15 protein-coding genes and 1 pseudogene are annotated in these 23502 nt (G+C 62.5%); 11 read left to right on the forward strand and 5 right to left on the reverse strand.

Annotated elements, in window-relative coordinates; genetic code table 11:
- Positions 1-126: 126 nt before the first annotated feature.
- A pseudogene (locus NFX52_RS10775) lies at positions 127-435 on the reverse strand (transposase); the annotation flags it as partial.
- Between the two features lie 147 nt (positions 436-582).
- Between NFX52_RS10775 and NFX52_RS10780 the strand changes: the two are divergent.
- Entirely contained in the window at positions 583-2238 is a 1656-nt protein-coding gene (locus NFX52_RS10780) for an RNA/DNA-binding domain-containing protein (RefSeq protein ID WP_055398835.1), read from the forward strand.
- A gap of 350 nt (positions 2239-2588) precedes the next feature.
- Here NFX52_RS10780 and NFX52_RS10785 read toward each other — a convergent pair whose 3' ends face one another.
- Entirely contained in the window at positions 2589-3431 is an 843-nt protein-coding gene (locus NFX52_RS10785) for a TetR/AcrR family transcriptional regulator (RefSeq protein ID WP_055398834.1), read from the reverse strand.
- 155 nt (positions 3432-3586) lie between these two features.
- Here NFX52_RS10785 and NFX52_RS10790 point away from each other — a divergent pair, with 155 nt between their 5' ends.
- From NFX52_RS10790 to NFX52_RS10830, 9 genes are all read left to right on the forward strand, one after another.
- Complete coding sequence (locus NFX52_RS10790) at positions 3587-4450, forward strand: ABC transporter ATP-binding protein (RefSeq protein ID WP_055398832.1); 864 nt, start codon at positions 3587-3589, stop codon at positions 4448-4450.
- Positions 4447-5328, forward strand: coding sequence for a branched-chain amino acid ABC transporter permease (locus NFX52_RS10795; RefSeq protein WP_055398830.1), 882 nt, complete (start codon positions 4447-4449; stop codon positions 5326-5328). The genes NFX52_RS10790 and NFX52_RS10795 overlap by 4 nt, the downstream gene beginning before the upstream one ends.
- 176 nt (positions 5329-5504) lie before the next feature.
- A complete protein-coding gene (locus NFX52_RS10800; RefSeq protein ID WP_055398829.1) occupies positions 5505-6542 on the forward strand; it encodes a branched-chain amino acid ABC transporter permease in 1038 nt (345 codons plus the stop codon).
- 17 nt (positions 6543-6559) lie between these two features.
- A complete protein-coding gene (locus NFX52_RS10805) occupies positions 6560-7738 on the forward strand; it encodes an ABC transporter substrate-binding protein (protein ID WP_055398827.1) in 1179 nt (392 codons plus the stop codon).
- A gap of 13 nt (positions 7739-7751) precedes the next feature.
- The gene (locus NFX52_RS10810) at positions 7752-8570 is read left to right on the forward strand and encodes an ABC transporter ATP-binding protein (protein WP_055398825.1); all 819 of its coding nucleotides are present in this window, start codon (positions 7752-7754) and stop codon (positions 8568-8570) included.
- Positions 8567-10369, forward strand: a complete 1803-nt coding sequence (locus tag NFX52_RS10815) for an AMP-dependent synthetase/ligase (RefSeq protein ID WP_055398823.1) — start codon at positions 8567-8569, stop codon at positions 10367-10369. Before NFX52_RS10810 ends, NFX52_RS10815 begins: the two co-directional genes overlap by 4 nt.
- Before the next feature lie 86 nt (positions 10370-10455).
- Entirely contained in the window at positions 10456-11253 is a 798-nt protein-coding gene (locus NFX52_RS10820) for an enoyl-CoA hydratase/isomerase family protein (RefSeq protein ID WP_055398821.1), read from the forward strand.
- 174 nt (positions 11254-11427) lie between these two features.
- Positions 11428-12162 carry a gamma-glutamylcyclotransferase gene (locus NFX52_RS10825; RefSeq protein WP_055398819.1) on the forward strand — a complete coding sequence of 245 codons (735 nt, stop codon included), beginning with the start codon at positions 11428-11430 and terminating at the stop codon, positions 12160-12162.
- 200 nt (positions 12163-12362) lie between these two features.
- Positions 12363-14228 (forward strand): beta-galactosidase, encoded by a 1866-nt coding sequence (locus tag NFX52_RS10830; protein ID WP_055398817.1) that lies wholly within the window; start codon positions 12363-12365, stop codon positions 14226-14228.
- A 22-nt stretch (positions 14229-14250) separates the two neighbouring features.
- Here the strand turns inward: NFX52_RS10830 and NFX52_RS10835 are convergent, their stop codons facing one another.
- Together NFX52_RS10835 and NFX52_RS10840 are read right to left on the reverse strand one after the other, a co-directional pair.
- Entirely contained in the window at positions 14251-15288 is a 1038-nt protein-coding gene (locus tag NFX52_RS10835; protein WP_082437476.1) for an acyltransferase family protein, read from the reverse strand.
- A gap of 69 nt (positions 15289-15357) precedes the next feature.
- Positions 15358-16422 carry a recombination-associated protein RdgC gene (locus NFX52_RS10840; protein WP_055398815.1) on the reverse strand — a complete coding sequence of 355 codons (1065 nt, stop codon included), beginning with the start codon at positions 16420-16422 and terminating at the stop codon, positions 15358-15360.
- Between the two features lie 416 nt (positions 16423-16838).
- Here NFX52_RS10840 and NFX52_RS10845 point away from each other — a divergent pair, with 416 nt between their 5' ends.
- On the forward strand, positions 16839-17435 hold the full coding sequence (locus tag NFX52_RS10845; RefSeq protein ID WP_252635634.1) for a Spy/CpxP family protein refolding chaperone: 597 nt from the start codon (positions 16839-16841) through the stop codon (positions 17433-17435).
- Between the two features lie 1012 nt (positions 17436-18447).
- Here NFX52_RS10845 and NFX52_RS10850 read toward each other — a convergent pair.
- Positions 18448-23334 (reverse strand): EAL domain-containing protein, encoded by a 4887-nt coding sequence (locus NFX52_RS10850; protein ID WP_252635635.1) that lies wholly within the window; start codon positions 23332-23334, stop codon positions 18448-18450.
- Positions 23335-23502: the final 168 nt, after the last annotated feature.

Raw genomic sequence — 23502 nt, forward strand, 5'->3', positions numbered from 1 at the left:
GTGGGTACGCCGCGTCGCATATCTCGGTGTCTCTGAATCTTTGAGCATGGTGTCCACGATGGTTTACGTGCACACGATCTTGCGAGATGTCGCGGGACTGTTCAAGGTGGTACGGCTGGTCGCTTACAACTGTCCTGCGATTTGCTGGGGCGACCAGCGCTGGCGCAAGTAGTCGCGAACGATTTTGAACAAAGGTCCATCACGGCCAAGCTTGAGTTGGGGGCGGGCAAAACACCTGCGCTTGTCGCTACGTTGCTGGGCGAACTTGGAGTTTTAGCCCTTACCGCCCGCATTGCGTTGACACTCTCGGCTGATGGTGCTTTTGCTGCGCCCCAAGGCTCGGGCTATGGCGCTGAGACTTTGCTTTTGCTGCAGTCCCAGGGCTATTGCGTGGCGTTCGCTCTGGCTCAACTGCTGGTAATTCTTCTGTGTCATCTTGGCCTCAATTCTCGGTGTTGCACTTCAGAATTGAGGCCGCCTAGCGCTTGGGACACAAAGAGCTCCAAAACTGCTCACACTAGGCCCCGGCGGCTCCGCATGGCAGACTCTCAGGCGTTCCCACTGCCTGCTACTGCCTGCCTCATGCCCACCTCTGTCGCCCAGCTTCAACAATGGCTGCTTGAACCCGAAGGCCAACGCCTGGAATTCAAAGAGGCCAAGCAGCGCTACGACTTTGAAAAGCTGCTCAAGTACTGCGTGGCAATGGCTAACGAGGGCGGCGGCACCATCGTGCTGGGCGTGACGGACAAACGCCCACGGAGCATCGTGGGAACCCAGGCGTTTGACCCACCGGAACGGACTGAGGCTGGGCTACACCAGCGGCTGGGGCACCGCATTCCAGTGGAAGAGCTGCTGTTGCCCGAAGGGCGCGTACTAATCGTTCACGTTCCACCACGCCTGCCGGGTACGGCGTGGGAGATCGATGGCCGCTATTTCAAGCGTGCGGGCGACGATCTGGCTGCTCTTAGTGGCCAGGAACTGCGAGAGATGTTCGCCGAAACGGGCCCTGACTTTTCAGCCCAGCCCTGTCCCGGTGCCACGCTGGCCGACCTGGAGCCGACGTCCATTGCACTGTTCCGGGAACGCTGGGCCCAAAAGAGCGGTGACACGCGCAGGCGCGAACTGAGCGACCTGCAAACGCTGCGCGATGCCGAACTGCTGGTGGACGGCGACCAAGTGAGCTACGCGGCGCTTATCCTGTTTGGCACGCGCACAGGACTCACGCGGTGGCTGGCGCAGGCCGAGTTGGTGTTTGAATACCGCTCTTCGGAATCCGCAGGCCCGGCGGCCGACCGCGAGGAATACCGCGCAGGCTTCTTCGCCTGGCAAGACGCACTGTGGAAAAAGATCAACCTGCGTAACGACCGGCAGAGTTACCAGGACGATTTCTTTCGCATGGACCTGCCCACCTTTGACGAGGTGCCTGTACGCGAGGCCATCCTGAACGCGGTGGCCCACCGCGACTACCGCCTGGGCGGCTCGGTCTTTGTGCGGCAATTTGCCAAGCGATTGGAGGTAGTGAGCCCCGGCGGCCTGCCGCCTGGCATCACGCCTGAGAACATCATCGACCAGCAATACCCGCGCAACCGCCGACTGGCCGAAGCCCTGGGGCGCTGCGGGCTAATCGAACGGTCCGGCCAGGGCTTGAACCTAATGATGGAAAGTGCTGTGCGTCAAGGCAAGCCCCTGCCCAGCTTTGCCGGCACCGCCGCGCACGAGGTGCGGCTGACGCTAGAGGGTGGCGTACGCAACCCGGCGTTTGTGCGGTTCATGGAGCGGCTAGGGGAGGAGACGCTGCGCAGCTTATCTACACTGGACTATTTGGCCCTGGAATGCCTGCAACAGGGTCGGCCCATGGCACCCCAGCTACAGGAACGATTGCCAGCCCTTGCGGAAGTGGGTGCCGTAGAAACTATTGGTAGGGGCAAGACCGCCAAATACATCCTGGCGGCCGCCTTGTATGCTTCGCTGGGCAGCAAAGGCACCTACACCCGGAAACGGGGCTTGGATCATGGAACCAACAAGGCTTTGCTGCTGCAGCATCTCAAAGACCAAGGTGAAGCCGGTGCGCCGTTGAGCGAGTTCAGACAAGTGCTGCCCTCCCTTCCCATGAAGGCCGTCCAAAAGCTCCTGGAGGAGTTGCGCAATGAAGGGGTGATCAATGTTCTCGGTCAGCGGCGCTGGGCCCGTTGGTATCTGTCAGATGCAGCCGTCTTTAAGCCAACTGGCAATACCTAGAGGTAAAGCAATGCTTTATGCCGCAGAATATTTCATATAAATCAACGACTTATAAAACCCAAACCAGCACTAAGAACACGGTAGCGGGTTAAACAACCTGTTTAAGCAAGCCCATCACAGGAAGCCGCTGACGCACCATGCAGCAAAGGCACGGCATTGACGACAACCTGTCATGCTGAGCTTGTCCAAGCGCAGCGTGAGGTTATAAAAAGCTCAACTTAGACGGGTGCGCAAGCATCAGGGATGCAAACGCAACGCCCTGCAAAACGCTATTAAATAGATAGCTATCAAGACATCCCCATCGCGCGGAAGAGGCCAAAAAACCTTGAGATCCTAGCCCCTGGGAGGCATCAGGCCTTGCCGGACCGAGCCGGGGTCTTGGCCTTGGCACCCCCCACCTTGCGCTGGGCGGCAGGGACAGGCACCACCTCCGGCACAGCAGCCTGGGCAGGCCGCCGCAACACCCCATCACACAAAGTCGCAATGCACTGCTGCGCCACCTGCTCGGCTGTGTACTCGCCGCCGGGCTGGTACCAGCGGCCGATCCAGCTCAGCGCACCCGCAATCACAAAGGCCGTAATCTTGGGGTCGCAGGGCTGGATCGAGCCCTCGGCCACGCCCTCGGCCACCAGGCGGCGGAACTCCTGGTCGATGGCGGACTTGAGGCGGCGCAGCTCTTTGCGGCTTTCGGGGGGCACCTGCTCGTCGCCCACGCGGATCAGACACATGCCGAAGTCCATGGTGACGATGCGCGCATACACCTGCATGCAGGTCATGAGCTGGTCGATGGCCTTGCCACCTGCGGCGCGTGAAGCGGCTATGCCTTCGAGCATCATCTGAAGCCCCTTGCTCACGCACTGCAACAGGATCTCGTCCTTGTTCTTCACGTAGTAGTACAGCGTGGGCTTGGTCACGTTCAAGCGCGCCGCAATGTCGTCGAGCGAGGTGGCATGAAAGCCGCGCTCATTGAACAACTGCGCCGCGGCCTGCAGCACGGCGTTGCGCTTGGCCTCGCGCTGTCGTTCGCGGTGCGACACAGGAGCCCAGGGCGAAGCTGCGGCGTCGGGCGCGTCTTCGGGCCCGGGTGCCGGGGCTGCTGATGAGGGCTTGGAGGCCGCGCGCTGGGGGCTGCTTCCGCTGCTCGTGCTGCTTTTGCTGCTGCGTCGGGTCGATGCCGCTTTGGCCTGGGGCATGGGTGGCGATTCCTCGGGAAAGTACGGATGCTGAACGGGGTGACGACTTCCAGAATCTACTCACGAGTAAATAGTTTACGCACAAGTAGGAAATTTCTGCAGGTCTGCAAGAAATTTCTGTTCAGAAGCTGCGAACAACCCGTATTAGAAAGCCAATGGAGACAACCCCTTCCGGCCCCACTGCTGCTACGCCCCTGCTCCAGGTGCAGGGGGTGACCCTGGCGTTTGGTGGCGTGAAGGCGCTGACCGGCGTAGGGTTCGATGTGTTGCCCGGCTCCATCACCGCCGTCATCGGCCCCAACGGTGCGGGCAAAACCTCGCTGTTCAACACCATCTCGGGCTTCTACCGGCCCAGCCAGGGCTCCATCCGCTTTCAGGGGCAGGACATCACCCGCGTGCCCGCACCGCAGCGCGCCAAGCTGGGCCTGGGCCGCAGCTTTCAGAACATTGCGCTGTTTCGGGGCATGACCGTGCTCGACAACATCAAGCTGGGCCGCCACGCGCACCTCAAAACCAACGTGCTCGACGCGCTGCTGTACTTCGGCCGCGCGCGCCGCGAAGAGGCCGAGCTGCGCCGAGACATCGAAGAACGCATCATCGACTTCCTCGAAATCGACCACATCCGCCACGCACCCGTCTCGGCCCTGCCCTACGGCTTGCAAAAACGCGTGGAGATGGCCCGGGCCCTCGCCATGCAGCCACAGATCCTGATGCTGGACGAGCCCGTGGCGGGCATGAACCGCGAAGAGACCGAAGACATGGCACGCTTCATTCTCGACGTGCGCGAGGAGTGGGGCGTGACGGTGCTGATGGTGGAGCACGACATGGGCATGGTGATGGACCTGTCGGACCACGTGGTGGTGCTCAACTTCGGCCAGGTCATCGCACAGGGCACGCCCGCGCAGGTGCAGGCGGACCCCGAGGTCATCCGCGCCTACCTGGGCGCTGGCGATGTGGGCGACCTGCGCGCCAGGCTGCGGGCCAGCAGCCACTCCACCACCCCGCAGGGAGCCGCATGATGGACTGGGCCTACCTGTTTGAAATCAGCCTCACCGGCATCGCGGGCGGCGGGCTGTACGCGCTGGCCGCACTGGCTTTTGTGATGGTCTACAAGGCCACGCGCGTGGTCAACATCGCCATTGGCGAGCTGCTCATGGTGGGTGCGTACCTGTTCTTCACCTTTGCATCGATGTTCGCGTTGCCGCTGTGGCTGGCCATCCCCGCCGCCGTGCTGGGTACGGGCCTGCTGGGCGCGGTGATCGAGCGCACCATGATCCGCCCGCTGCTGGGCGAGCCGCCGATCTCCGTTTTCATGGTCACCGTGGGCCTGGCCTCGGTGCTCGTGGGCCTGGTCGAGATGATCTGGACGGCCGACCAGCGCCGCCTGCCCGACTTCATGCCCACGCAGCCCATCATGGTGGGGGATGCCTTCCTCGCGCCCAAGGTGTTCTGGGGCGCCGTGATCGCCATCGTGTTCATCGCGGCAGTGCTGGTGGTGTTCCGCTTCTGGCGCGGCGGCGTGGCCCTGCGTGCCACAGCCAGCGACCAGGCTGCGGCCTATTCCGTCGGCATCAACGTGCCACGTGTGTTCTCGCTGGCCTGGGTGGTGTCGGCCATGATCGCGGCGGTCTCCGGGATCATCGTCGGCTCGATTGGTGGCATCTCATCGAGCATGGGCGTGTTTGGCCTGTCGGTGCTGGTGGTGGTCATCGTGGGCGGGCTCGACAGCGTGCTGGGCGCACTCATCGGCGGCGTGCTCATCGGCCTGATCGAGGCAGTGGCCGGGGCCTACCTGGGCGGCGAATACAAGCTGCTGGCCACCTTCATCGTGCTGGTCGCCGTGTTGCTGGTGCGGCCCTATGGCCTGTTCGGCACCCACGAAATCGAAAGACTATGAAACACCCCCTGCGCCGCTTCGCGTCTTCCCCCTCAAGGGGGACACCGCCGGTGGCCCGGCAAAGCCGGTTCCACGGCGGTCACTCGCATGGCCTGCTCCGCGGCCTTTCGCACAACGGCTTGGCACAGGCCAGGCCGACGATGCCAAAACACATCTGCGCCTTGGAGGCTTGACCCATGCGCATCGGAACCCTCAAGGAAACCTACATCGCCGACGCGGCGCTGTTCGACTCGCGCACGCAAAAGGTGTGGCTGGCCGTGGGCGCCGCGCTGCTGGTGCTGTTCCCGTTCATGGCCAGCGACTACTGGCTGTACCTGGCCTGCCTGGTCAGCATCAACGTGGCCAGCGCCACAGGCCTCAACATCCTCACGGGCTACACAGGGCTGGTCAGCCTGGGGCAGGCCGCCTTCATGGGCCTGGGCGCTTACACCGTGGCCGTGCTGGAAACCAAGGTGGGCACGCCCTTTTTGCTCAACCTGCTGACCGGTGGCTTCGTCGCCATGCTGGGCGGCATCGTGGTGGGCATTCCTTCGCTGCGCGTGAAGGGGCTGTACCTGGCCATTGCCACCATTGCCGCATCGTTCATCGCGCACTTCATCTTTGCCAACTGGAAGTTCACCGGCGGCACAGGCGGCCTGAGCGTGCCGCCCGCCAAGCTGTTCGGCATGGCACTCGATACCTCGTTCCGCCTGTACTGGCTGATCGTGCCCGTCACCCTCCTCATGCTGCTGGGCGCGGCCAACCTGTTCCGCACCCGCGTGGGCCGCGCCTTCATTGCGATTCGCGACCGCGACATTTCGGCCGAGGTGCTGGGCATTCCGCTGCTGCGCTACAAGCTGCTGTCGTTCGGGCTTTCGTCGTTCTACGCGGGTGTGGCAGGCGGGCTGTGGGCGTACTTCTTTCGCGTGGTCACGCCCGAGAGTTTTCCGCTGCTCATGTCCATCTTCTTCCTGGCGGCCATCATCGTAGGCGGCATGGGCTCCATCCTGGGCGGCATCCTGGGCGCAGTGTTCATGACCATGGTGCCCGAGCTGCTCAAGCTCATCGTGGGCCTGCTGCCCGGCGGCACGGAACTCACGGTGTTCCTCTCGCCCGTGCGCACCGTCATTTTTGGTCTGCTCATCATCGGTTTTCTCGTCTTCGAGCCCCATGGCCTGGCCGAAGTGTGGCGGCGCGTCCGTCGTTTCTTCCATCTCTGGCCTTTCAGAAACTAAACCACCAGGAGACACGCATGCACAAGACCCTCACCTCACCACGCCGCCGCACACTGCTGGCCGCCGCTGGCGCCGCCGCACTCACCAGCCCGCTGTCGGTGCTGGCGCAGTCGGGCGAAGACATCGTGATTGGCGGCTCCATCCCGCTCACCGGCGTGTTCGCGTTTGCGGGCGTGGGCATCAACGCAGGCATTGGCGACTACGTGAAGATGGTCAACGACGCGGGCGGCATCAAGGGCCGCAAGCTCAAGTACGTGCCCGAGGACACGGGCTACAAGGTCGACGTGTCCGTGGCCGCGTACAAGAAGATCACCAGCCAGAACAAGGTTCATCTCTACTACGGCGACTCCACAGGCTTCTCCAAAACCATCAACCCCGAGCTGGACCGCGCGGGCACCACGCTGATGGCCGGGGCCTCGTTTGCATCAGAGCTGAACGACCCCGCCAAGTACCCGAACCAGTTCCTCGTGGGCCCCGACTACACCGAGATGTTCGGCATCCTGCTCAAGCACATCGCCAAAGAGAAGCCCGGCGCCAAGGTGGCCTTCGTGTACTCCGACTCCGAGTTCGGCCGCGACCCCATCGAGAAAAGCGAGGCCGAAGCCAAGAAGCTTGGCCTGTCGGTGCCCGTCAAGATCATGACGCCCGCCGGCAGCGTGGACGTGTCGGGCGAAGTCATCAAGCTGCGCCGCGCAGCCCCTGACTACACCATCTTCCACGGCTACATCCTCGCGCCCATCCCCGAGTTCATCACCCAGGGCAAGCAGCAGGGCATGACCAGCAAGTGGATGGGCACCTTCTGGACCATGGACAGCTCCACCGTGATGAAGATGGGCGACGCCGCCGACGGCTTCATGGGCGTGATGCCCTACCGCTATTACTACGACACCGAGAAGGCGCCCATGCTGGAGAAGATCCGCGCACTGCGGCCCGAGTACCAGAGCACGGCCTACATCCAGGGCTTCCTGGCCGCCATGCTGTTCACCGAGGCGGCCAAGCGCACGCTGGATGCGGGCAAACCCCTCGATGGCAAGAACCTCAAGGCTGCACTCAACAGCATCAAGGACTTCGACACGGGCGGCCTCATCGGCGTGCCGATCACCATCAGTGGCAACTCCATCCCCGTGGGCCGTGTGTACCGCGCGGACATGAAGGCCCAGAAGATGGTTGCCGCCTCGGACTGGATCAAGCTCTGACCTCGCCTTTGCCATGACCCAGCCAACCCCGGCCAACGTCCTCGAAGTCAACAATATCGAGGTCATCTACAACAAGGTGGTGCAGGCCCTGCGCGGCCTGTCGCTGGCCGTGCCGCGGGGGCAGATCGTGGCGCTGCTGGGCAGCAACGGGGCAGGCAAGAGCACCACGCTCAAAGCCATCTCGGGCCTGCTGGCGCTGGAAGATGGCGTGGTCGAAAGCGGCAGCATCCACTTCAACGGCCAGCCCACGGCCGCCGTGGCCCCGCAGCAGCTGGTGCGCAACGGCCTGAGCCACGTGATGGAAGGCCGCCGCGTGTTTGAAGACCTCACGGTCGAAGAGAACCTGGTGGCCGCCACATATGCACTCACGGGCCGCAAGGATGCAACGCCGGATTTCGACCTGGTCTACAGCTACTTTCCACGTCTGCATGAGCGGCGCAAGGGCCTGGCCGGGTACCTGTCGGGCGGCGAGCAGCAGATGCTGGCCATTGGCCGCGCGCTGATTGCGCAGCCCCAGCTCATCCTGCTCGACGAGCCCTCGCTGGGGCTTTCTCCGAAGCTGGTGGAAGACATCTTCACCATCATCGCGCGCATCAATGCCGAACGCGGCACCAGCATGCTGCTGGTGGAGCAGAACGCCACCGTGGCGCTGGCCGTGGCGCACCGGGGCTACATCATGGAGAACGGCAAGATCGTGATCGACGGCACGGCCGAGCGCCTGGCCAATGACCCGGACGTGCGCGAGTTCTACCTTGGCATGGGCGGTGGTGGCGAGGCGAAAAGCTTCAAGGACATCAAGCACTACAAGCGTCGCAAACGCTGGCTGTCATGAGCACACTCCCCGACCTCACCCTGCCCCAGATGCTGCGCGAGCGCGCACGCACCGACGCGCAGCGCATCGCCATACGGCAAAAGGACTTCGGTATCTGGAAGCCCTTCACCTGGGCGCAGTACCACCAGCGTGCCACTCACTTCGGCCTGGGCCTCAAGGCACTGGGCCTGCCGGTGGGCGGGCATGTGGGCGTGATCTCCGAGAACCGCATCGAATGGGTGCTGGCCCAGATGGGCGCAGGCCTGGTGGGCGCCGTGACGGTGGGTGTGTACCCCACCAGCCCCACCAACGAGGTGGCTTACGTGGTGGGCCATGCCGACATCGAGATCATGGTCTGCGAAGACCAGGAGCAGACCGACAAGCTGCTGGCCGCGCTGCCCGAGCTGCCGCGCCTGAAAAAGATCGTGGTCATGGAGACCAAGGGCCTGCGCAGCTTTGCGCCAGAGGTGCGGCAGTTCATCACCACGTTTGACGAGGTGGAACAGCTTGGCGCGGCGTCGGGCCAGCAAGCCATCATCGACGATGCTCTGGCACGCCAGCGGCTCGACGATGTGGGCCTGATGATCTACACGTCGGGCTCCACCGGCAAGCCCAAGGGCGCGATGATTTCGTACCGCAACATCCGGGGCGTGGTGCCTGGCATCGTGGACCGGCTGGAGCTGTCGCGCGAGACCACCCACCTGTCGTACCTGCCGCTGTGCCATGTGGCCGAGCAGATGCTCACCAGCTTTGTGCCCGTGTACATCGGCTCGCAAGTGAACTTTGGCGAGTCCATCCGCACCGTGCAGGAAGACCTGCGCGAGGTCGCTCCCACCATGTTCCTGGGCGTGCCCCGCATCTGGGAGAAGCTGCACGCCGCCATCCACATCAAGCTGCAGGAAACCGGTGGCCTGCGCCGCGCGCTGTTCCACAAGGCCTACAACGCCTGCAAGCCGCTGGCCGAAAAGCCGCGCAGTGCCTGGAGCGCTGCCGACAAGCTGACCTTTGCTGGCAGCTACTGGCTCGTCTTCCGCGCGCTGCAGAACTTCATCGGCCTGCGCAATGCCCATGTGGCGCTCACCGGCGCTGCGCCCATTCCGCCCGATGTGGTGCGCTTCTTCCGCGTGCTGGGCGTGCCACTCATCGAGGTGTACGGCCTGACCGAATCCACCGGCATGGTCACAGGCCACCGGTTGGACCACGTGGTGGTGGGCACCGTGGGCGTGCCCACGCAAGGCGTGGAACACCGCATTGCCGACAACGGCGAGCTGCATTTGCGGGGCGACATGGTGTTTGCGGGTTACTACAAGAACCCCGAGGCCACGGCCAGCAGCATCGTGGATGGCTGGTTGCACACCGGCGACGTGGTGCGCGAATCGCAAGGCCAGATCCAGATCGTGGACCGCCTCAAGGACATCATGATCACGGCCGGTGGCAAGAACCTCACGCCGTCCGAAATCGAGAACACGATGAAGGGCAGCCCCTTCATCAAGGAATGCATCATCGTTGCCGAGGCGCGCAAGTTCGTCGGCGCGCTGGTGATGATCGACTACGAGACCGTGGGCAAGTGGGCCGAGGCGCGGCGCATTCCGTTCACGCACTTTCGCTCGCTGGTGGAGCACCCCGAGGTGCGTGTCCTCATCGATGCGGAAATCAACCAGGGCAACCAGCGCCTCGCGCAGGTCTCGCAGATCCGCAAGTTCCACCTGCTGACCAAGGAGCTGGACCACGACGACGGCGAGGTGACCGCAACCATGAAGGTGCGCCGCTCCAGCATCTACAAGACCTATGCGGCCGAGATCGAGGCGCTGTACCACTAGCCCGGGGCTCACCACTTGCCGCGTAGATTACTATCAAAACAGGAGCTATCTGCGCTTATATAGCAAGCGCTAGAGGCCAATTTGACATGAAAACCACCGCCGCCGACCCGACCGCCCCCCTGCTGCTGGAACGCAACGGCGCCATCGCCACGCTGCGTTTCAACCGGCCCGATGCGCTCAACGCCATCGATGTGCCCATGGCCAACGCCTTCCTGGCCGCCGTGCAGACCATTGCCGCCGACCCCAGCGTGCGCGCCGCAGTGCTGTGTGGCAACGGCCGCGGCTTCATGGCCGGGGGCGACCTGACCACCCTGCGCGCCGACCCGGTGCAGGGCGCCATCGACATCCTTACCCCGCTCAACGCAGCGCTGCAGCTGCTCACGCAGATGAACGCGCCGGTCATCGCGCAGGTACATGGCGTGGCGGCGGGCGCGGGCCTGAGCCTGCTGCTCATGGCCGACTACGTGATCGCCGCCGAAGGCACACGCCTGAACCTGGCCTACATCAACCTGGGCACCAGCTGCGACGTGGGCGCCTCGTGGGCGCTGCCGCGCATCGTGGGCCTGCGCAAGGCGCTGGAGATCGCGCTGCTGGGCGAAGCCTTCACGGCAGACGACGCGCTGCGCCTGGGCCTCATCAACCGCGTGGTGCCCGCCGCCGAACTGGACAGTGCCACCACCACCCTGGCCCAGCGCCTGGCCGCCGGGCCTACCGTGGCCTACGGCGCGATGAAGCGCCTCATGCGCGCATCGATGGACCGCACTCTGCCCGAACAACTGGCGGCCGAAAAAGACGCCTTTGTGCACTGCGCGGGCACCGAGGACTTCCGTGCGGGGGTGGAGGCCTTTCACCAACGCCAAAGCGCGCAATTTGTGGGCCGTTGACGGGCCATCGCTACGGCGGCGCCCCCTTCTTTCATGGCCTCTGCCGTAACACGTCACCGCGCGCCGCCATCAACACCATGGCTGGAACACTGAGTTGTCAGTCGGCCCATTGATCCAACCGTTCTCGGACCACTACAGTAGAGCTTGCCCCACGATCTCCTGCAGTCCCAGCACATGACGCCCCCTGCCTTTGTGCACCTTCCCGAACTTCAAGGACGGCTCATCCCCGCCCACGCCTGCGGACTGCGGTTGACCGACGAGGTCCTGGCGGAATGGGACGCGCAGGCGCGCAGCCAGGGCCTGCCCATCGATTGGCGCCTGCCCGACGGCGACGTCGAACGCTCGCGCCGCCAGGTGCTGGCGGGCGTGTCCGAACGCCGGGACGACCTGTGGGTGTTTGCATATGGCTCGCTGATGTGGAACCCCGGCCTGGAGTTTGCCGAGGTCCGCAGGGCGCACCTGCCGGGATTCGCCCGGCGCTTTGCGCTGAGCACCACCATCGGCCGGGGCACACCGGATTGCCCCGGCCTCGTGCTCACGCTGCAGGGCGACGCAGCGCAGTCTTGCGACGGGCTGGTGTTCCGCATTCCGGCCTGTGCGGTTGAAGAGGAGTCACGCCTGCTCTGGCGCCGCGAGATGATCACCGGCGCCTACAGCCCCGCCCTGCTGCCATTGCAGACGCCCCAGGGTGTTGTCAATCAGGCGCTGGTGCTGACGGCCAATACAGCCCATCCACACTACCGGGGCGACCTGTCCATGCAGGCCACCGCCGCCACCATAGCCAGCGCCTGTGGCCGCATCGGCAGCAACCGCGAATACCTCGATCAGCTGGTCGCGCAATTCGGCGTACTGGGCATCGAGGACCACTATGTGCATGCGCTTGCGGAGATGGTGCAGACGGCCTGCTGAACGGGCTTTCGAGCAGGTGGTGGCGCACTACCACCCCGCGCCGGTGTCGCGCAGCACAAGATCAAGGTATCCCTGTTGTTCATGGAACAATGGAATGGATATCCCTCTTGTTGCCAGCGCTTTGACCGCCCAGCGAGGGGCGCATTTTGTGAATCCAGGCCGCCCAACGCCTCCTACGGAACCTTTCTTCCAGCGCTTTCATGAAAAAAATTCTTCGCATTGCCGCCGTTCTTGTTTCGCTGGTTGCGCTGGCCAGCCAAGCAGCCCCACCTCCACCCGCTCCCATCTCCAGCATCATCGTCATGCCCTGGGATCTGAATCAGAACCAGAACCTGCCCCGCGAACTCAAGGCCCAGGGCTTCAGCCACGCCACCGTCTATCTCAACTGGTCCGATATCGAAAGTCGCAAGGGCCAGTACGAATTTGCCCAGTACCACCGCCATCTGGATGCCATCGTCAACGGCGGCCTGTCGCTGCTGCTGGTCATTGACATGGGTGGACGCCCCTACAAGGACGAGACGGGCCAGCTCGTGCCCAACATGTCCACCGTGCCGCAATGGATCACCACGGCACATCCAGACATGGCCATGCGCAATTTTTCGGGCGAGCCCAGCTGGCAGCCCGACTTCACCGATGCGTCGATCAGGAAATACGCAGACCCATTCATTGCCCAGACCGTCGATCACTTCTCCAAGCGCTACCCCGGCAAGGTCCTGGGCTACGCCATCGGCCTGCAGGAAGAGCACGAAATCAAGTACGGGCAGATGGGCTACCAGTGGCGGGACTACAAGGAGTCCACCCAGGATGCGTTTGCCAAAAAGTACAACGCCAAACAGCCCATCATCAACTACAACAACCACATCGCAGCAGGTGTTCCTAAAGCAGAGCCCCTGCTGCACGCCCACAAGGAATTCCGGGAAACCCGGCTCCAGGAAGCCACCTGCGCCTACGCCAATGTGATCCGGAGCAAGGGGGCAGAGGCGATTGGCTACTTTGCAGAAACCTTTACCTCCCACGACGCCATCTACGCCACGGGTGTCGTCGAAAAGCTGGCCCCGTGCATTGACATCGCAGTCATCGACTTCAATTTCTACGATGGCTATGGGCTGGTGGCAGACCCCGATGTGTTGCCCACGCTGGCCAACTACATGGGTTCACTGGGCTACAAGAAAGTCATGGTGGGCGCATATGGTGAGCGGTGGGAAGCAGCCAAGAAGACGCCAGAGCTGATCCCCGTCATCCAGCAGGCAGTGGCCCAGTCGCTGGCCCAGCCCCATGTGATGGGCTACGAGATCGGAGGCTTCCACCACCAGGCAGGTGGGGGGCCGCTGGCTGGCCTGCAGCTGAACAAGCTTCACGCCCGCATTGCCAAGTCGGGCTCCGCCGTCACAACGGGCTCGGAACGCCGGGTCAGAATTGGCATCCTGGGCTCCACCACCAACTTCCACGTGTGGCACGGTGAGAAAAGCGCGGGCAGAAACACCCACCGCGATGCGCTGTTCGCGTCCTACAAGATTCTGAGCAGCGAGCCCGGCATGCAGGTCCATGTCATCGGCGAAAAGAACCTTCTCTCGGACGACCCCATCATCGGGCAGCTGGACGCCATCCTGGTGCCCCACCAGGCCGCCATGCCCCAGAGCATCAAGGCCAAGCTAACCACCTACTGGAAAAACGGCGGGGCACTGATTCAGGACATGCGCCTGGGTGAATTTGACGCAAACGGCAAGCCCACCTTTGACTGGATGCATGAGGTGTTTGGCATTGCCAATATTGAGTGGAAAAACCGGAACGGCGTTTTCCTGATTGACGGCAAAGTCTACCGGCTCAAACCTTCAAAGCGCCTGTACACAAACTATGCATCCATGGCGCCCCGTCCGGGCTACAAGGTGCTGGCCAGGGAACCCCTGCAGCGGGAGAACCACGGCATCATGGTGCGAGGGGAACGCACCCTGGCCTTCGGTTTTATGCCTCAGCTGGTGGAAGATGAAACCCGAGATGCCTGGCGGAAGTTATTTGTGCGAGAAATAAGCAATATGGCAAATTCAAATACCTCTGCATCCAAATAAATATAGATTCTGTGCAACTTGTCTATTGAGAAGCTGGTTTGATGTTTCCATCTTTCTGGACAAACTTTCCAGCATGACGCTTTGCCATCCTGATGAAAGGCTGCTCAATAAATCGATGGCTAAGGTAGGCAAGTGCAACGGTAATAACGATAGACAAGATGACTAACATTCCCTTGTTCTCGATCACGCGTGCCACAGAGACTATCACCGGGTAGTGAATCAAATAAAACGAATAAGAAATATCAGACAATACATTGACAAATTTTGGATTTTTGTAATCGGTATCTTTTAATATAAGAAAAAGCGATGCAACACCAAATCCAGTGATAAATATCGGATCTGGAAAGTGTGGCTTCCATGACGTTGATAGAATCACAGCCACCAAGAAAACTGCAAATAGTCCTGCTTTATCAAATTTTGGATTTTTAACAGCAATATATGCTCCAAAAAAGAAAAATGGCAATTGACTGATAAAGTTGTTATTAACAAAGAAATATCTGCCATTTGAATCCAAAGATTTGTAGATCGAAGGATTGGACCATCCCCACAAAGTCCACACGTATGCAATAGCCATGAAAACAAATGTTATTTTCAATGGATGTCTTGAAAATTTTGTAGCGCAGAGGAATGCGATTACATACCAGACCAATTCTATGGTCAGCGTCCAACTCACAAACAGAGCATTATATTTGAAGTAATAACCAGGAAATAGATGCTGCAAGAATGTCAGGTGCGCCAACAGAGCCCTTACATCGAGACTATCCAGCGTCAATTGATTAAAAGCCAATGAAAAAAATAAAAACCAAAATATGTACGCCGGATATATTCTAAAAAATCGATGAATAAAATAATCTCTTGCCGAATATCGAATGGCGCTCAAAATAATCAAATATCCACTGATCACAAAGAATATTTGTACACCCAGCCAGCCACCAATTTGGTAAAAAAAGGGCAGGCCAATATTGGCTCCTGAATGAAGATGGTGCACAAACACCAAGGCAACCGCCAAAGCTCTTAACGTCTCAATAGAAGCATTCTTTTGATTTTGAGAATTTTCCATTTTTTATTTCTTTTTAGGAGTTTTTATAGTTCCCAAATTTATCCCTGCGAACCGATCAGTTCCCGCTTTTTAAAACGGTGCCGACTCCGGGTCCGTATCCACTGGGACTTGCGCAGGGCCCGTCACCACGCCACCAGCGCCACTCTTTCGCGCAGGCGCTGAATTCGTGGGGGCGCGTGATTCCACTGAAGGCGCCGGCATGCTGTCCCCAGCTGAGGCCACCGCAGCTACCGCACTGGCCACGCCACCCTCCGCCTCTCCGCCCAGCGCCTCAATCAAGTCCGGGATCAGCTTGACCAGCTCGCCCGTGGCAATCGCCACATCGGTATCAAAACCACCGTCATCGGCCTTGGTGCCCTCGAACACGGTGTCCAGGAACGACACTTTTTTGATCTGCAGCCCCTCTGTGAGCATGAAGGACACGCGGTCGTCCCAAGTCAGTGCCAGCTTGGTAGGCAGTTTGCCGGCGTCGATGTGGGCCTGCACCTCCTCGATATCCAGCGGGTGGCGGGCGTAGCGCACCACGGCTTTTTCCTCGTTGGCGCTTTTGAGTTCGCACTCGCGGTCCACCGTGAAGCCCACGGGCGGCTCCTGTTCCTTGAGCCAGTGGGCCATGGCGGCCTGCGGGCTGGTCTGGGTATTCAGCAGCGACACCGACAGGCCGGGCAGCGCCTCGACCAGCAGGGTGACCACTTCGTCCGCGCGGCCCTGGCTGGAGGTGTCCAGCACCAGCAGGCGCGAGGTGGTGTCGATCCACACCCACATCGAGCCCTGCTTGGTGAAGGCCATGGGCAGCAGGTCCAGCTTGGCCTCGTCTTTCAGCTCCTTGCTTTCCTTCTTGCCGGGCTTGCGGCCGGTTTCCTGCTCGATGCGCTCAGCCTTTTCCTTCACGCGGCGGGCCAGCACGCTGCCGGGCAGCACTTTGGATTCGACCATGAAGCGCAGGATCCACTGGCCCCCGACCGACTCGGCCAGCGGGCCGTGTGCATCACCGCGCGGGGGCACCCAGCCCAGGGACTTTTCCTGGGTGGCACCACATTCCATGAAGGGCGCCTTTGCCAGGGCTTCTTCTACTTGCGTCAATTCAACCTGCCATTGCGGGGCAATGCGGTACACGATCATGTTCTTGAACACAGATAACCTTTTGTTCGGGAGCGTTGGTGGTGAAGCGCTTTCAGCGAGAGCACTTTCTCTATCGGTGAAGCTGTTGCCAACGGACGATCGAGCGATCGAACCCGTGAGCAAAACAGCCCGCCCGACACGGAACATGCCATTGTCGGTGGTCGTCGGCACGCAGCCTGCCGCCGGAGCGCACAAGCAACGATGGCCGTCTGAATTAGCTACAAATATAATAGCTATTAACGCTTGATGGATAAGCGCTAGCGGCCATTTTTTATCAAAACCTTGATCGCGCAGGTCTGCAGCTTCTTGGCACAACTTTACACAGCGTCATCCAACGCGCACGGCCGCGATACATGTGGGGCGGACACTGACTCTCAATCGCCGGAACGGTCGTTCCAGCGAGCCACCCCCGTAAAAGGACCCACACCATGGCTTTCCGCTTCCAACACCGCCTTGCCGCCACCACTGTTCTGGCCGCGCTGGCCCTGCCTGTTCTGGCCCAGCCAGCCCCGGCCACCCCACCCGCTGCTGGCGCCCCCACAACCGAAGCCGCCCCGCGCTACAAGGCCGGAGAACGGCACGAACGCCACCATGGCGACCGTGCAGAAAAACGTGCCGAACACCATGCCAAACGCCTGGCCGCCCTCAAGGGCCAGCTCAAGCTGACCGCCGCGCAAGAACCCGCGTGGACAACGTTCACTGCGGCCATGCAACCGGGCGAACGCCCTGCCCGTCTGGACCGCCAGAACATGGACAAACTGACCACCCCCGAGCGCATCGACCGCATGCGGGCCATGCGCGCCCAGCACGCCGCCGAGGCCGACCGCCGTGGCGAGGCCACCAAGGCCTTCTACGCGGCACTGACGCCCGAGCAGCAAAAAACCTTTGACGCCCAGGCCCACCACGGCCACCGTATGGGAGGCATGGCAGGCATGAAGGGCGACGGCGAAGGCCGACACGGGCACCACGGCATGCGGGGTGGCGAAGGCCGCCATCAGCAACCGCAGGCAGCACCCGCGAAGTAAATCCCCTCGTGGGGCCGCCCTGACGCAGGGGGCGGCTCAGAGGTGGGCGGCGGTTCCCTCTCTTCTTGCCTGACAAAGCCCGGAGTCCTCCACGGACCCCGGGCTTTGTGCTTTGTGGGATGGAAAAGGTTGTCGACGGGCACCCGTTGTGGATAACACTGGGAACAGTTCTAGCACAACTGGACAGTTATCCACACAAAAAGGCGATGGCCCGAAGTTGTTGTCTGCGAGCCCCGCCCTTTGTGCAGACCGCCGCACAGACTTTGCAGCTGCGCAACCCCGCGCCAGCATTGAACAAATTGGCCTTGTCCACAGAAAGTGGCTTGCTCTACTACTACTGCTATTTATATATAGAACTATAGAAGAATAACCAGAACCCCTCGAAACACCATTCCGCGGCGCACGCGCGTTCTGGTGGGCTGCCCCAAAAGCAGGGGCATGAACAAGACCTGGGTGCGGACCTCCGTTTTTGGGCTCCGCTTTGCTGAGGTGGAGGTGGAGCGGCACTCGCAGCACGGCGCTTGCGAATGTCTGTTTACTATCAATAAGATAGCTACAAGCGCTTATGCAGCAAGCGCCAGAGCCAATTTTTTCACAAATTCATGACGAACCAGGGCCGGTGCGTAAGACTGGGGATAGTTCTGGCACAACCACGTGGTTATCCACAGAAAAAAACAGGCGCTGTGTTTTGTCCCCGTTCCCGTGACAACGGCAAGAGGGATCGGTGCACAGGGTTGGCGCACCTGCAAGTGCGCGCTGCGGTTAGGAAAAAAGCGGTTGTCCACATTCCGTGCCGCCTTCTACTACTACGACTATGTATTTATAGACAACATAAGAAGAAGACAGAGGGACAACTTGGGGCACACCCGAGGGCAGGGGTTGTCATCTGGACGGGGCGATGTTTGGGGGGCGCACGGGACAGAACCCCAGGGAGAAAAACGCAGCCGACCACCGTGCACGGGGGGCCGGTAACGGCACGGCGATCGGGAAAACGCGGGGCCGTGCAGGCCGTCTACGCGGCCGCAGGGCGCAGGAAGGCCCCCAGGAGGTCCGCAGACAGGGGGCGGCTGAAGAGGTAGCCCTGGTAGAGCTGGCAGCCCGCGCGTGCCAGCAGCTCGCGTTGTTCGGGGGTTTCCACGCCTTCGGCGATGACTTCCAGGCCCAGGCTGCGCGACAGGCCGATGATGGTGTCCACAATGGTAGCGTCGTTGGGGTCGGTCAGCAGGTCGCGCACAAAGCTCTGGTCGATCTTGAGCTGGTCGAGCGGCATGCGCTTCAAGTAGCTCAGCGACGAGTACCCGGTGCCGAAGTCGTCCAGCGAGAAGCCCACGCCGTGCGAGCGCAGCGCAGCCATGGTGGCGATGGTGGTCTCCATGTCTTCCACCAGCAGGCTTTCGGTCAGCTCCAGCTTGAGCAGATGGGCCGGTGCTCCGGTGATGGCCAGCACCCGGGCCACGTCGTCCACAAAACTGGCGTGTCGGAACTGGCGCGAACTCACGTTCACTGCCATGGTCAGGTGAGTCAGCTGGGGGTCGTCCTGCCAAGTTGCGAGCAGCTTGCACGCCGTGTGCAGCACCCAGCGGCCCAGTGGCAGGATGAGCCCGGTTTCCTCAGCCAGCGGTATGAACACGGCAGGGGGCACCATGCCGCGCTGGGGGCTGGCCCAGCGCACAAGGGCCTCCACCCCCACGCAGCGGCCCGACTGGTGCATCTGCGGCTGAAAGTGCAGCAAAAATTCCTCCTGCGCCAGTGCGGCACGCAGGTCGGTTTCCAGCCCGGCGCGGGCCGTCACCACGGCCTGCATGTCGGGGTCGAAAAAGCGCAGGGTGTTGCGTCCCGCTGTCTTGGCCTGGTACATGGCCAGGTCAGCCTGCTTGAGCAGCTCGCCCACGCTGGTCAACGCGCCGGTGAAGGGCGCGATGCCGATGCTCGGTGTGCTGCGGTACTGGTAGCCCGCCAGCGCATAAGGCACGGCCAGCATGGCCAGGATCTTTTCGCCCACCCCACGCGCGTGCAGGGCCAGTTCGTGGGGTTTGGGGCTCAGCTCTTCCAGCATCACCACAAACTCGTCGCCGCCCAGCCGGGCAACCGTGTCCACGCTGCGCACGCAGGTGTTCAGGCGCTGCGCCACCTGCTGCAGCAGCAGGTCACCCTGATCATGGCCCAGGGTGTCGTTCAGGGTCTTGAAGTTGTCGAGGTCGATGAACAGCAGCGCCCCGCCCTGCTGGCGCCGCTGGGCATTGGCCAGCGCATGGGCCATGCGGTCCATGAGCAGCATGCGGTTGGGCAGGCCGGTGAGCGCGTCGTAGAACGCCAGACGCTGGATTTCGCGCTCGCTGGCCTTGCGCTGGCGGATGTCGGTGTTGATGGCCAGGATGGATTGCGGCTGGCCGTCATCCCCGCGCACCAGGGTCCAGCGGCCTTCGACCTCGATGGTGCTGCCATCGCGGTGGCGCTGCACGATCTCGCCAGTCCACTCGCCTTGCTCCAGCACCGACTGGGTGGCATGGCGAAAGTGGGCGGGGTCGTCGTAAAGCAGGGTCTCGATGGACTGGCCCAGCACCTGCAGCTGCGACCAGCCGTACAGGCGCTCGGCGCTTTTGTTCCAGAAGATGATGCGGTGTTCCAGGTCGCGCACCAGGATGGCGTCCTGCGCCTTGTCCAGCAGAGAGGCCTGGTGGCGGATGCGGGCGTCGGCCAGTTGTCGGTCGATCTCGGACGAAGCGCGCGCGGCAAAGATCTGCAGCGTGGAGGCGATGAAATCCGTCTCTGCAATGGCCTGGCGGAACAGCACGAACACAATGCCCACCACCTCGCCGTCGGCATTGCACAGCTGTTGTCCTGCGTAGGCCTGAGCGCCCACGTAACGGAGCACGGGCGCATCCGGGTAGCGCTGCTGCACCTTGTCGGTCACCACGTACTCGCGCTGCGTCAGCAGCATGAGGCTGGGCGTGCCCTCCAGGCTGTATTCGTCATTGGGCAGCATCTGGCCGTCCAGCACCGCCGCCAGCGTGACCACCCGGGGTGGTTGCCCTTGCGCATGGGGCAGCAACCGCACCACGCAGCCGCCCTGGGCCCCCAGGGCATCGGCCATGTTGCGCACCAGCTGCACAAAAAACTCGGTGCCCGTGCTGGCCGACACGGCCGCCGCCACCTTGAGCACCGAGGCCTGCAGCCGCTGCTGCGCCTTGTGCGCGCGCAGGCTGGTGATGCCAAAGGCCAGGTCGTTGGAGAGTTCCTGCAGCAGGGCGGCCTCTTCAGGGCTGATCTGCAGAATGTCCGGCGCGTAGAGGTACAGCAGGCCAAAGGTACGGTCGCGGTTGCGATCACGGTCCTGCAAAGGCAGGCAGATCACACCGTGGAAGCCGTGGTCCAGCATGCGCTCGGTCCAGTCGGAAAAATCGCCTTCGGTGCGGATGTCCTGCACGATCACGGGCTTGCCCGAACGCACGGCCATGCCCGCCGGCCCCCGGCCGTAGGGGTCATCGGCCGACCAGGAAAGCTGCAGGTTTTCGAGGTAGTTCTGGTTGTAGCCCGCGTGGGCTACAGGCTGGATGGACTTGCGTTCGTCGTCCAGCGCAAACCCCACCCAGCCCATGCGGTAACCGCCAATGTCCACGGCAATCTGGCAGATGGCCTGCAGCAGCGCGGTTTCGGAGGTGGCGCGCACCAGGGTTTCGTTGCAGGCGCTCAGAAGGCGCTGCGCACGGCCCATGCGGGCCAGTTCGCGCTCGGTGCGCAGGCGTTCGGTCACGTCGGTGGCCAGCACCTGGCGTGCCGGGCGGCCATTGAAGCTGATGCTGCCAGCCGTGATCTCCACATCCATGAAGCTGCCGTCCTTCTTGACGTGGCGGCTGATCACTGGCTTGTTGCGCTGGTCGATCGCAATCGCATGCAGGGCCTCCCGGATGGTTGCGTGCCGCTCGGCGGGCCACAGGTCGGTCATGTCCATGGCCAGCAGCTCGGCCTCGGTGTAGCCGTAGTGGGTTTCCATCGACTGGTTCACAGCCTGCAGGCGCAGCGTTTCCTTGTCGTACACCCACATGGGATGGGGATGCTCGTTGAACAGCATGCGGTACTGCTGCTCCGACGCCTTGAGCTGCCCGGCCACATGCCGCAGCTGCACCATGGCCCCCAGGGATTCGGTAAGGATCTCCAGGTGCGCCACGTCGCGACGCGAGAACGCGTTGGGCTTGTCAGACGTCACCTTGAGCGAGCCCACCACCTCTTGCGCCGTGCGCAGCGGCACCGCCATCACGGAGCGCACGCCATGGCGGTGGGGCAGCGAAGCCATGTCCCAGCCCTCGGCCTCGGTGTCGTTGCACACCACGGTGCGCCCTTCGCGCAGTGCGGGCCAGAGCAGGCTCTGGTCCACGGCCAGCAGGTGCCCCACGGGCCGCACATGGTCGCCTGCCGAGGCCTGCGCCACCAGCTGGTGGCCCTGCAACAGCTCCACCAGCGCGCCCCGGGCCAGCGTTTGGCGCAGCACCGTGTCGGCCACTAGTTGCAGCACGTCGGGCAGGGGCATGTCCAGCGACGAGATGCGCTGCTGCACATGCAGCAGCTCGGCATGGTTCTGCGCATCACGCTGCGCGTCGAGCTCGGTCAGCTTCTGTACGCTGATGTCGGTCATGCCGCCCACCATGCGCACGGCCTTGCCGGTGGAGTCGCGGATCAGGAAGCCCCGGTCCAGCACCCAGGCATACGTGCCGTCCTTCCGAAGAAAGCGGTACTCGGCCGACCAGTGGTTGTCGGTGCCATCAATGGCTGTGTGGATGCTGTGGAGGATTTCCTGGCTGTCGTCGGGGTGCAGCCGCAGGGTCCAGGAGGTGCTGTCGGGGGGCAGCTCGTCCAGCGGTACGCCAAACAGGTTCTGCATGCCCTCGTTCCACCACATGGCATCGGTGTGCAGGTTCCAGTCCCACACAGCATCGGCCGTGGCACGCGAGACCAGGTGAAAGCGTTCTTCGCTTTCGCGGCGTGCCTGCCGCGCCTGGTGCTGGACCGAGATGTCCTGGAAGGCGCCCTGGATGCGGATGATCTGGCCATGGGCATCACGCGCCGCCTGTCCTGCTGTGCGCACCCAGAATCGCCCGCCACCAGGCATGGCCACCTCAGCCTCGACGTCGAAGGGGGTGCCATGGTGCATGCATTCATCAAAGGCCTTTTGCAGGTGCACCCGGTAGGGCGGGGTGTACAGCTGCAGCACCTGGGCCAGGCTGCCTACGCGGTGGGTGAGCCCGTAGGCGGCAGCGATCTCCTGTGACCAGGTCAGTTGGAGGCTGGGGAGCTCTACCGTCCATCCCCCGATGCGCGCAATCTGTCCTGCCACACGCAGCGCATCGCTCTGGGCCAGCATCTCCGCATGCATCTGGTCGCGCTCTTGCACCAGCTGGGCCAGCAGGCGCTTCTGGCGGCGCAGCTCCAGCTGCACCATGGCCTGGCCTGCCAGGATCTTCAGACCGTCGAGCTGCTCGTCCCCCAGCGTGCGGGGCACGGTGTCCAGCACCGCCAGCGTTCCCAGTGCAAAGCCCTCCGGCGTAACAAGGGGCACGCAGGCGTAAAAACGAACACGGGGTTCGCCCACCACCAGCGGATTGCCCGCAAATGCGGGGTGCTGGCGGGCGTCCGGCACCACCACGGCATCGCGGTTGCCATCCAGCGCATGGGCGCAAAAGGCAATGGCACGGTCGGTCTGCGCGAAAGGCACGCCCACAGCTGCCTTGAACCACTGGCGCTCGCTGTCTACAAAGTTGACCACGGCCATGGGGCAGCCGCAGACGCGCGCGGCCAGTGTGGCCAACTGGTCAAACGCGTCTTCCGCGGGGGTATCCAGGATGGCGTAGGACTGCAGTGCGTGGAGCCGCGCGGCCTCTTGGGGTGCGTGCGCAGGCGGCATGGTGGTTACGCTGGGGCCAGGCCCAGGGGCACGCATCCGACCTCCAGGCGCCTTGTTGCCTGGGGAGGGTTGTAGGAGGGCCGGAGTTGCGTCAACAAGGAAGTGGAGCGGTAAGGCGGCACATGCCGGACGGCCCAGCCGCTGCAGGAAGTCGCAAACGCCGGGGCC

Source organism: Acidovorax facilis, from assembly GCF_023913775.1.
GTDB lineage: Bacteria > Pseudomonadota > Gammaproteobacteria > Burkholderiales > Burkholderiaceae_C > Acidovorax > Acidovorax facilis.

Bases quoted from the DNA above. Each gene is read 5' to 3' on its own strand.
- NFX52_RS10815 (WP_055398823.1), top strand. From the start codon at position 8,567: ATGAGCACACTCCCCGACCTCACCCTGCCCCAGATGCTGCGCGAGCGC.
- NFX52_RS10850 (WP_252635635.1), bottom strand. From the start codon at position 23,334: ATGCCGCCTGCGCACGCACCCCAAGAGGCCGCGCGGCTCCACGCACTG.
- NFX52_RS10780 (WP_055398835.1), top strand. From the start codon at position 583: ATGCCCACCTCTGTCGCCCAGCTTCAACAATGGCTGCTTGAACCCGAA.
- NFX52_RS10790 (WP_055398832.1), top strand. From the start codon at position 3,587: ATGGAGACAACCCCTTCCGGCCCCACTGCTGCTACGCCCCTGCTCCAG.
- NFX52_RS10800 (WP_055398829.1), top strand. From the start codon at position 5,505: ATGCGCATCGGAACCCTCAAGGAAACCTACATCGCCGACGCGGCGCTG.
- NFX52_RS10830 (WP_055398817.1), top strand. From the start codon at position 12,363: ATGAAAAAAATTCTTCGCATTGCCGCCGTTCTTGTTTCGCTGGTTGCG.
- NFX52_RS10795 (WP_055398830.1), top strand. From the start codon at position 4,447: ATGATGGACTGGGCCTACCTGTTTGAAATCAGCCTCACCGGCATCGCG.
- NFX52_RS10785 (WP_055398834.1), bottom strand. From the start codon at position 3,431: ATGCCCCAGGCCAAAGCGGCATCGACCCGACGCAGCAGCAAAAGCAGC.
- NFX52_RS10805 (WP_055398827.1), top strand. From the start codon at position 6,560: ATGCACAAGACCCTCACCTCACCACGCCGCCGCACACTGCTGGCCGCC.
- NFX52_RS10845 (WP_252635634.1), top strand. From the start codon at position 16,839: ATGGCTTTCCGCTTCCAACACCGCCTTGCCGCCACCACTGTTCTGGCC.
- NFX52_RS10825 (WP_055398819.1), top strand. From the start codon at position 11,428: ATGACGCCCCCTGCCTTTGTGCACCTTCCCGAACTTCAAGGACGGCTC.
- NFX52_RS10835 (WP_082437476.1), bottom strand. From the start codon at position 15,288: ATGGAAAATTCTCAAAATCAAAAGAATGCTTCTATTGAGACGTTAAGA.
- NFX52_RS10810 (WP_055398825.1), top strand. From the start codon at position 7,752: ATGACCCAGCCAACCCCGGCCAACGTCCTCGAAGTCAACAATATCGAG.
- NFX52_RS10820 (WP_055398821.1), top strand. From the start codon at position 10,456: ATGAAAACCACCGCCGCCGACCCGACCGCCCCCCTGCTGCTGGAACGC.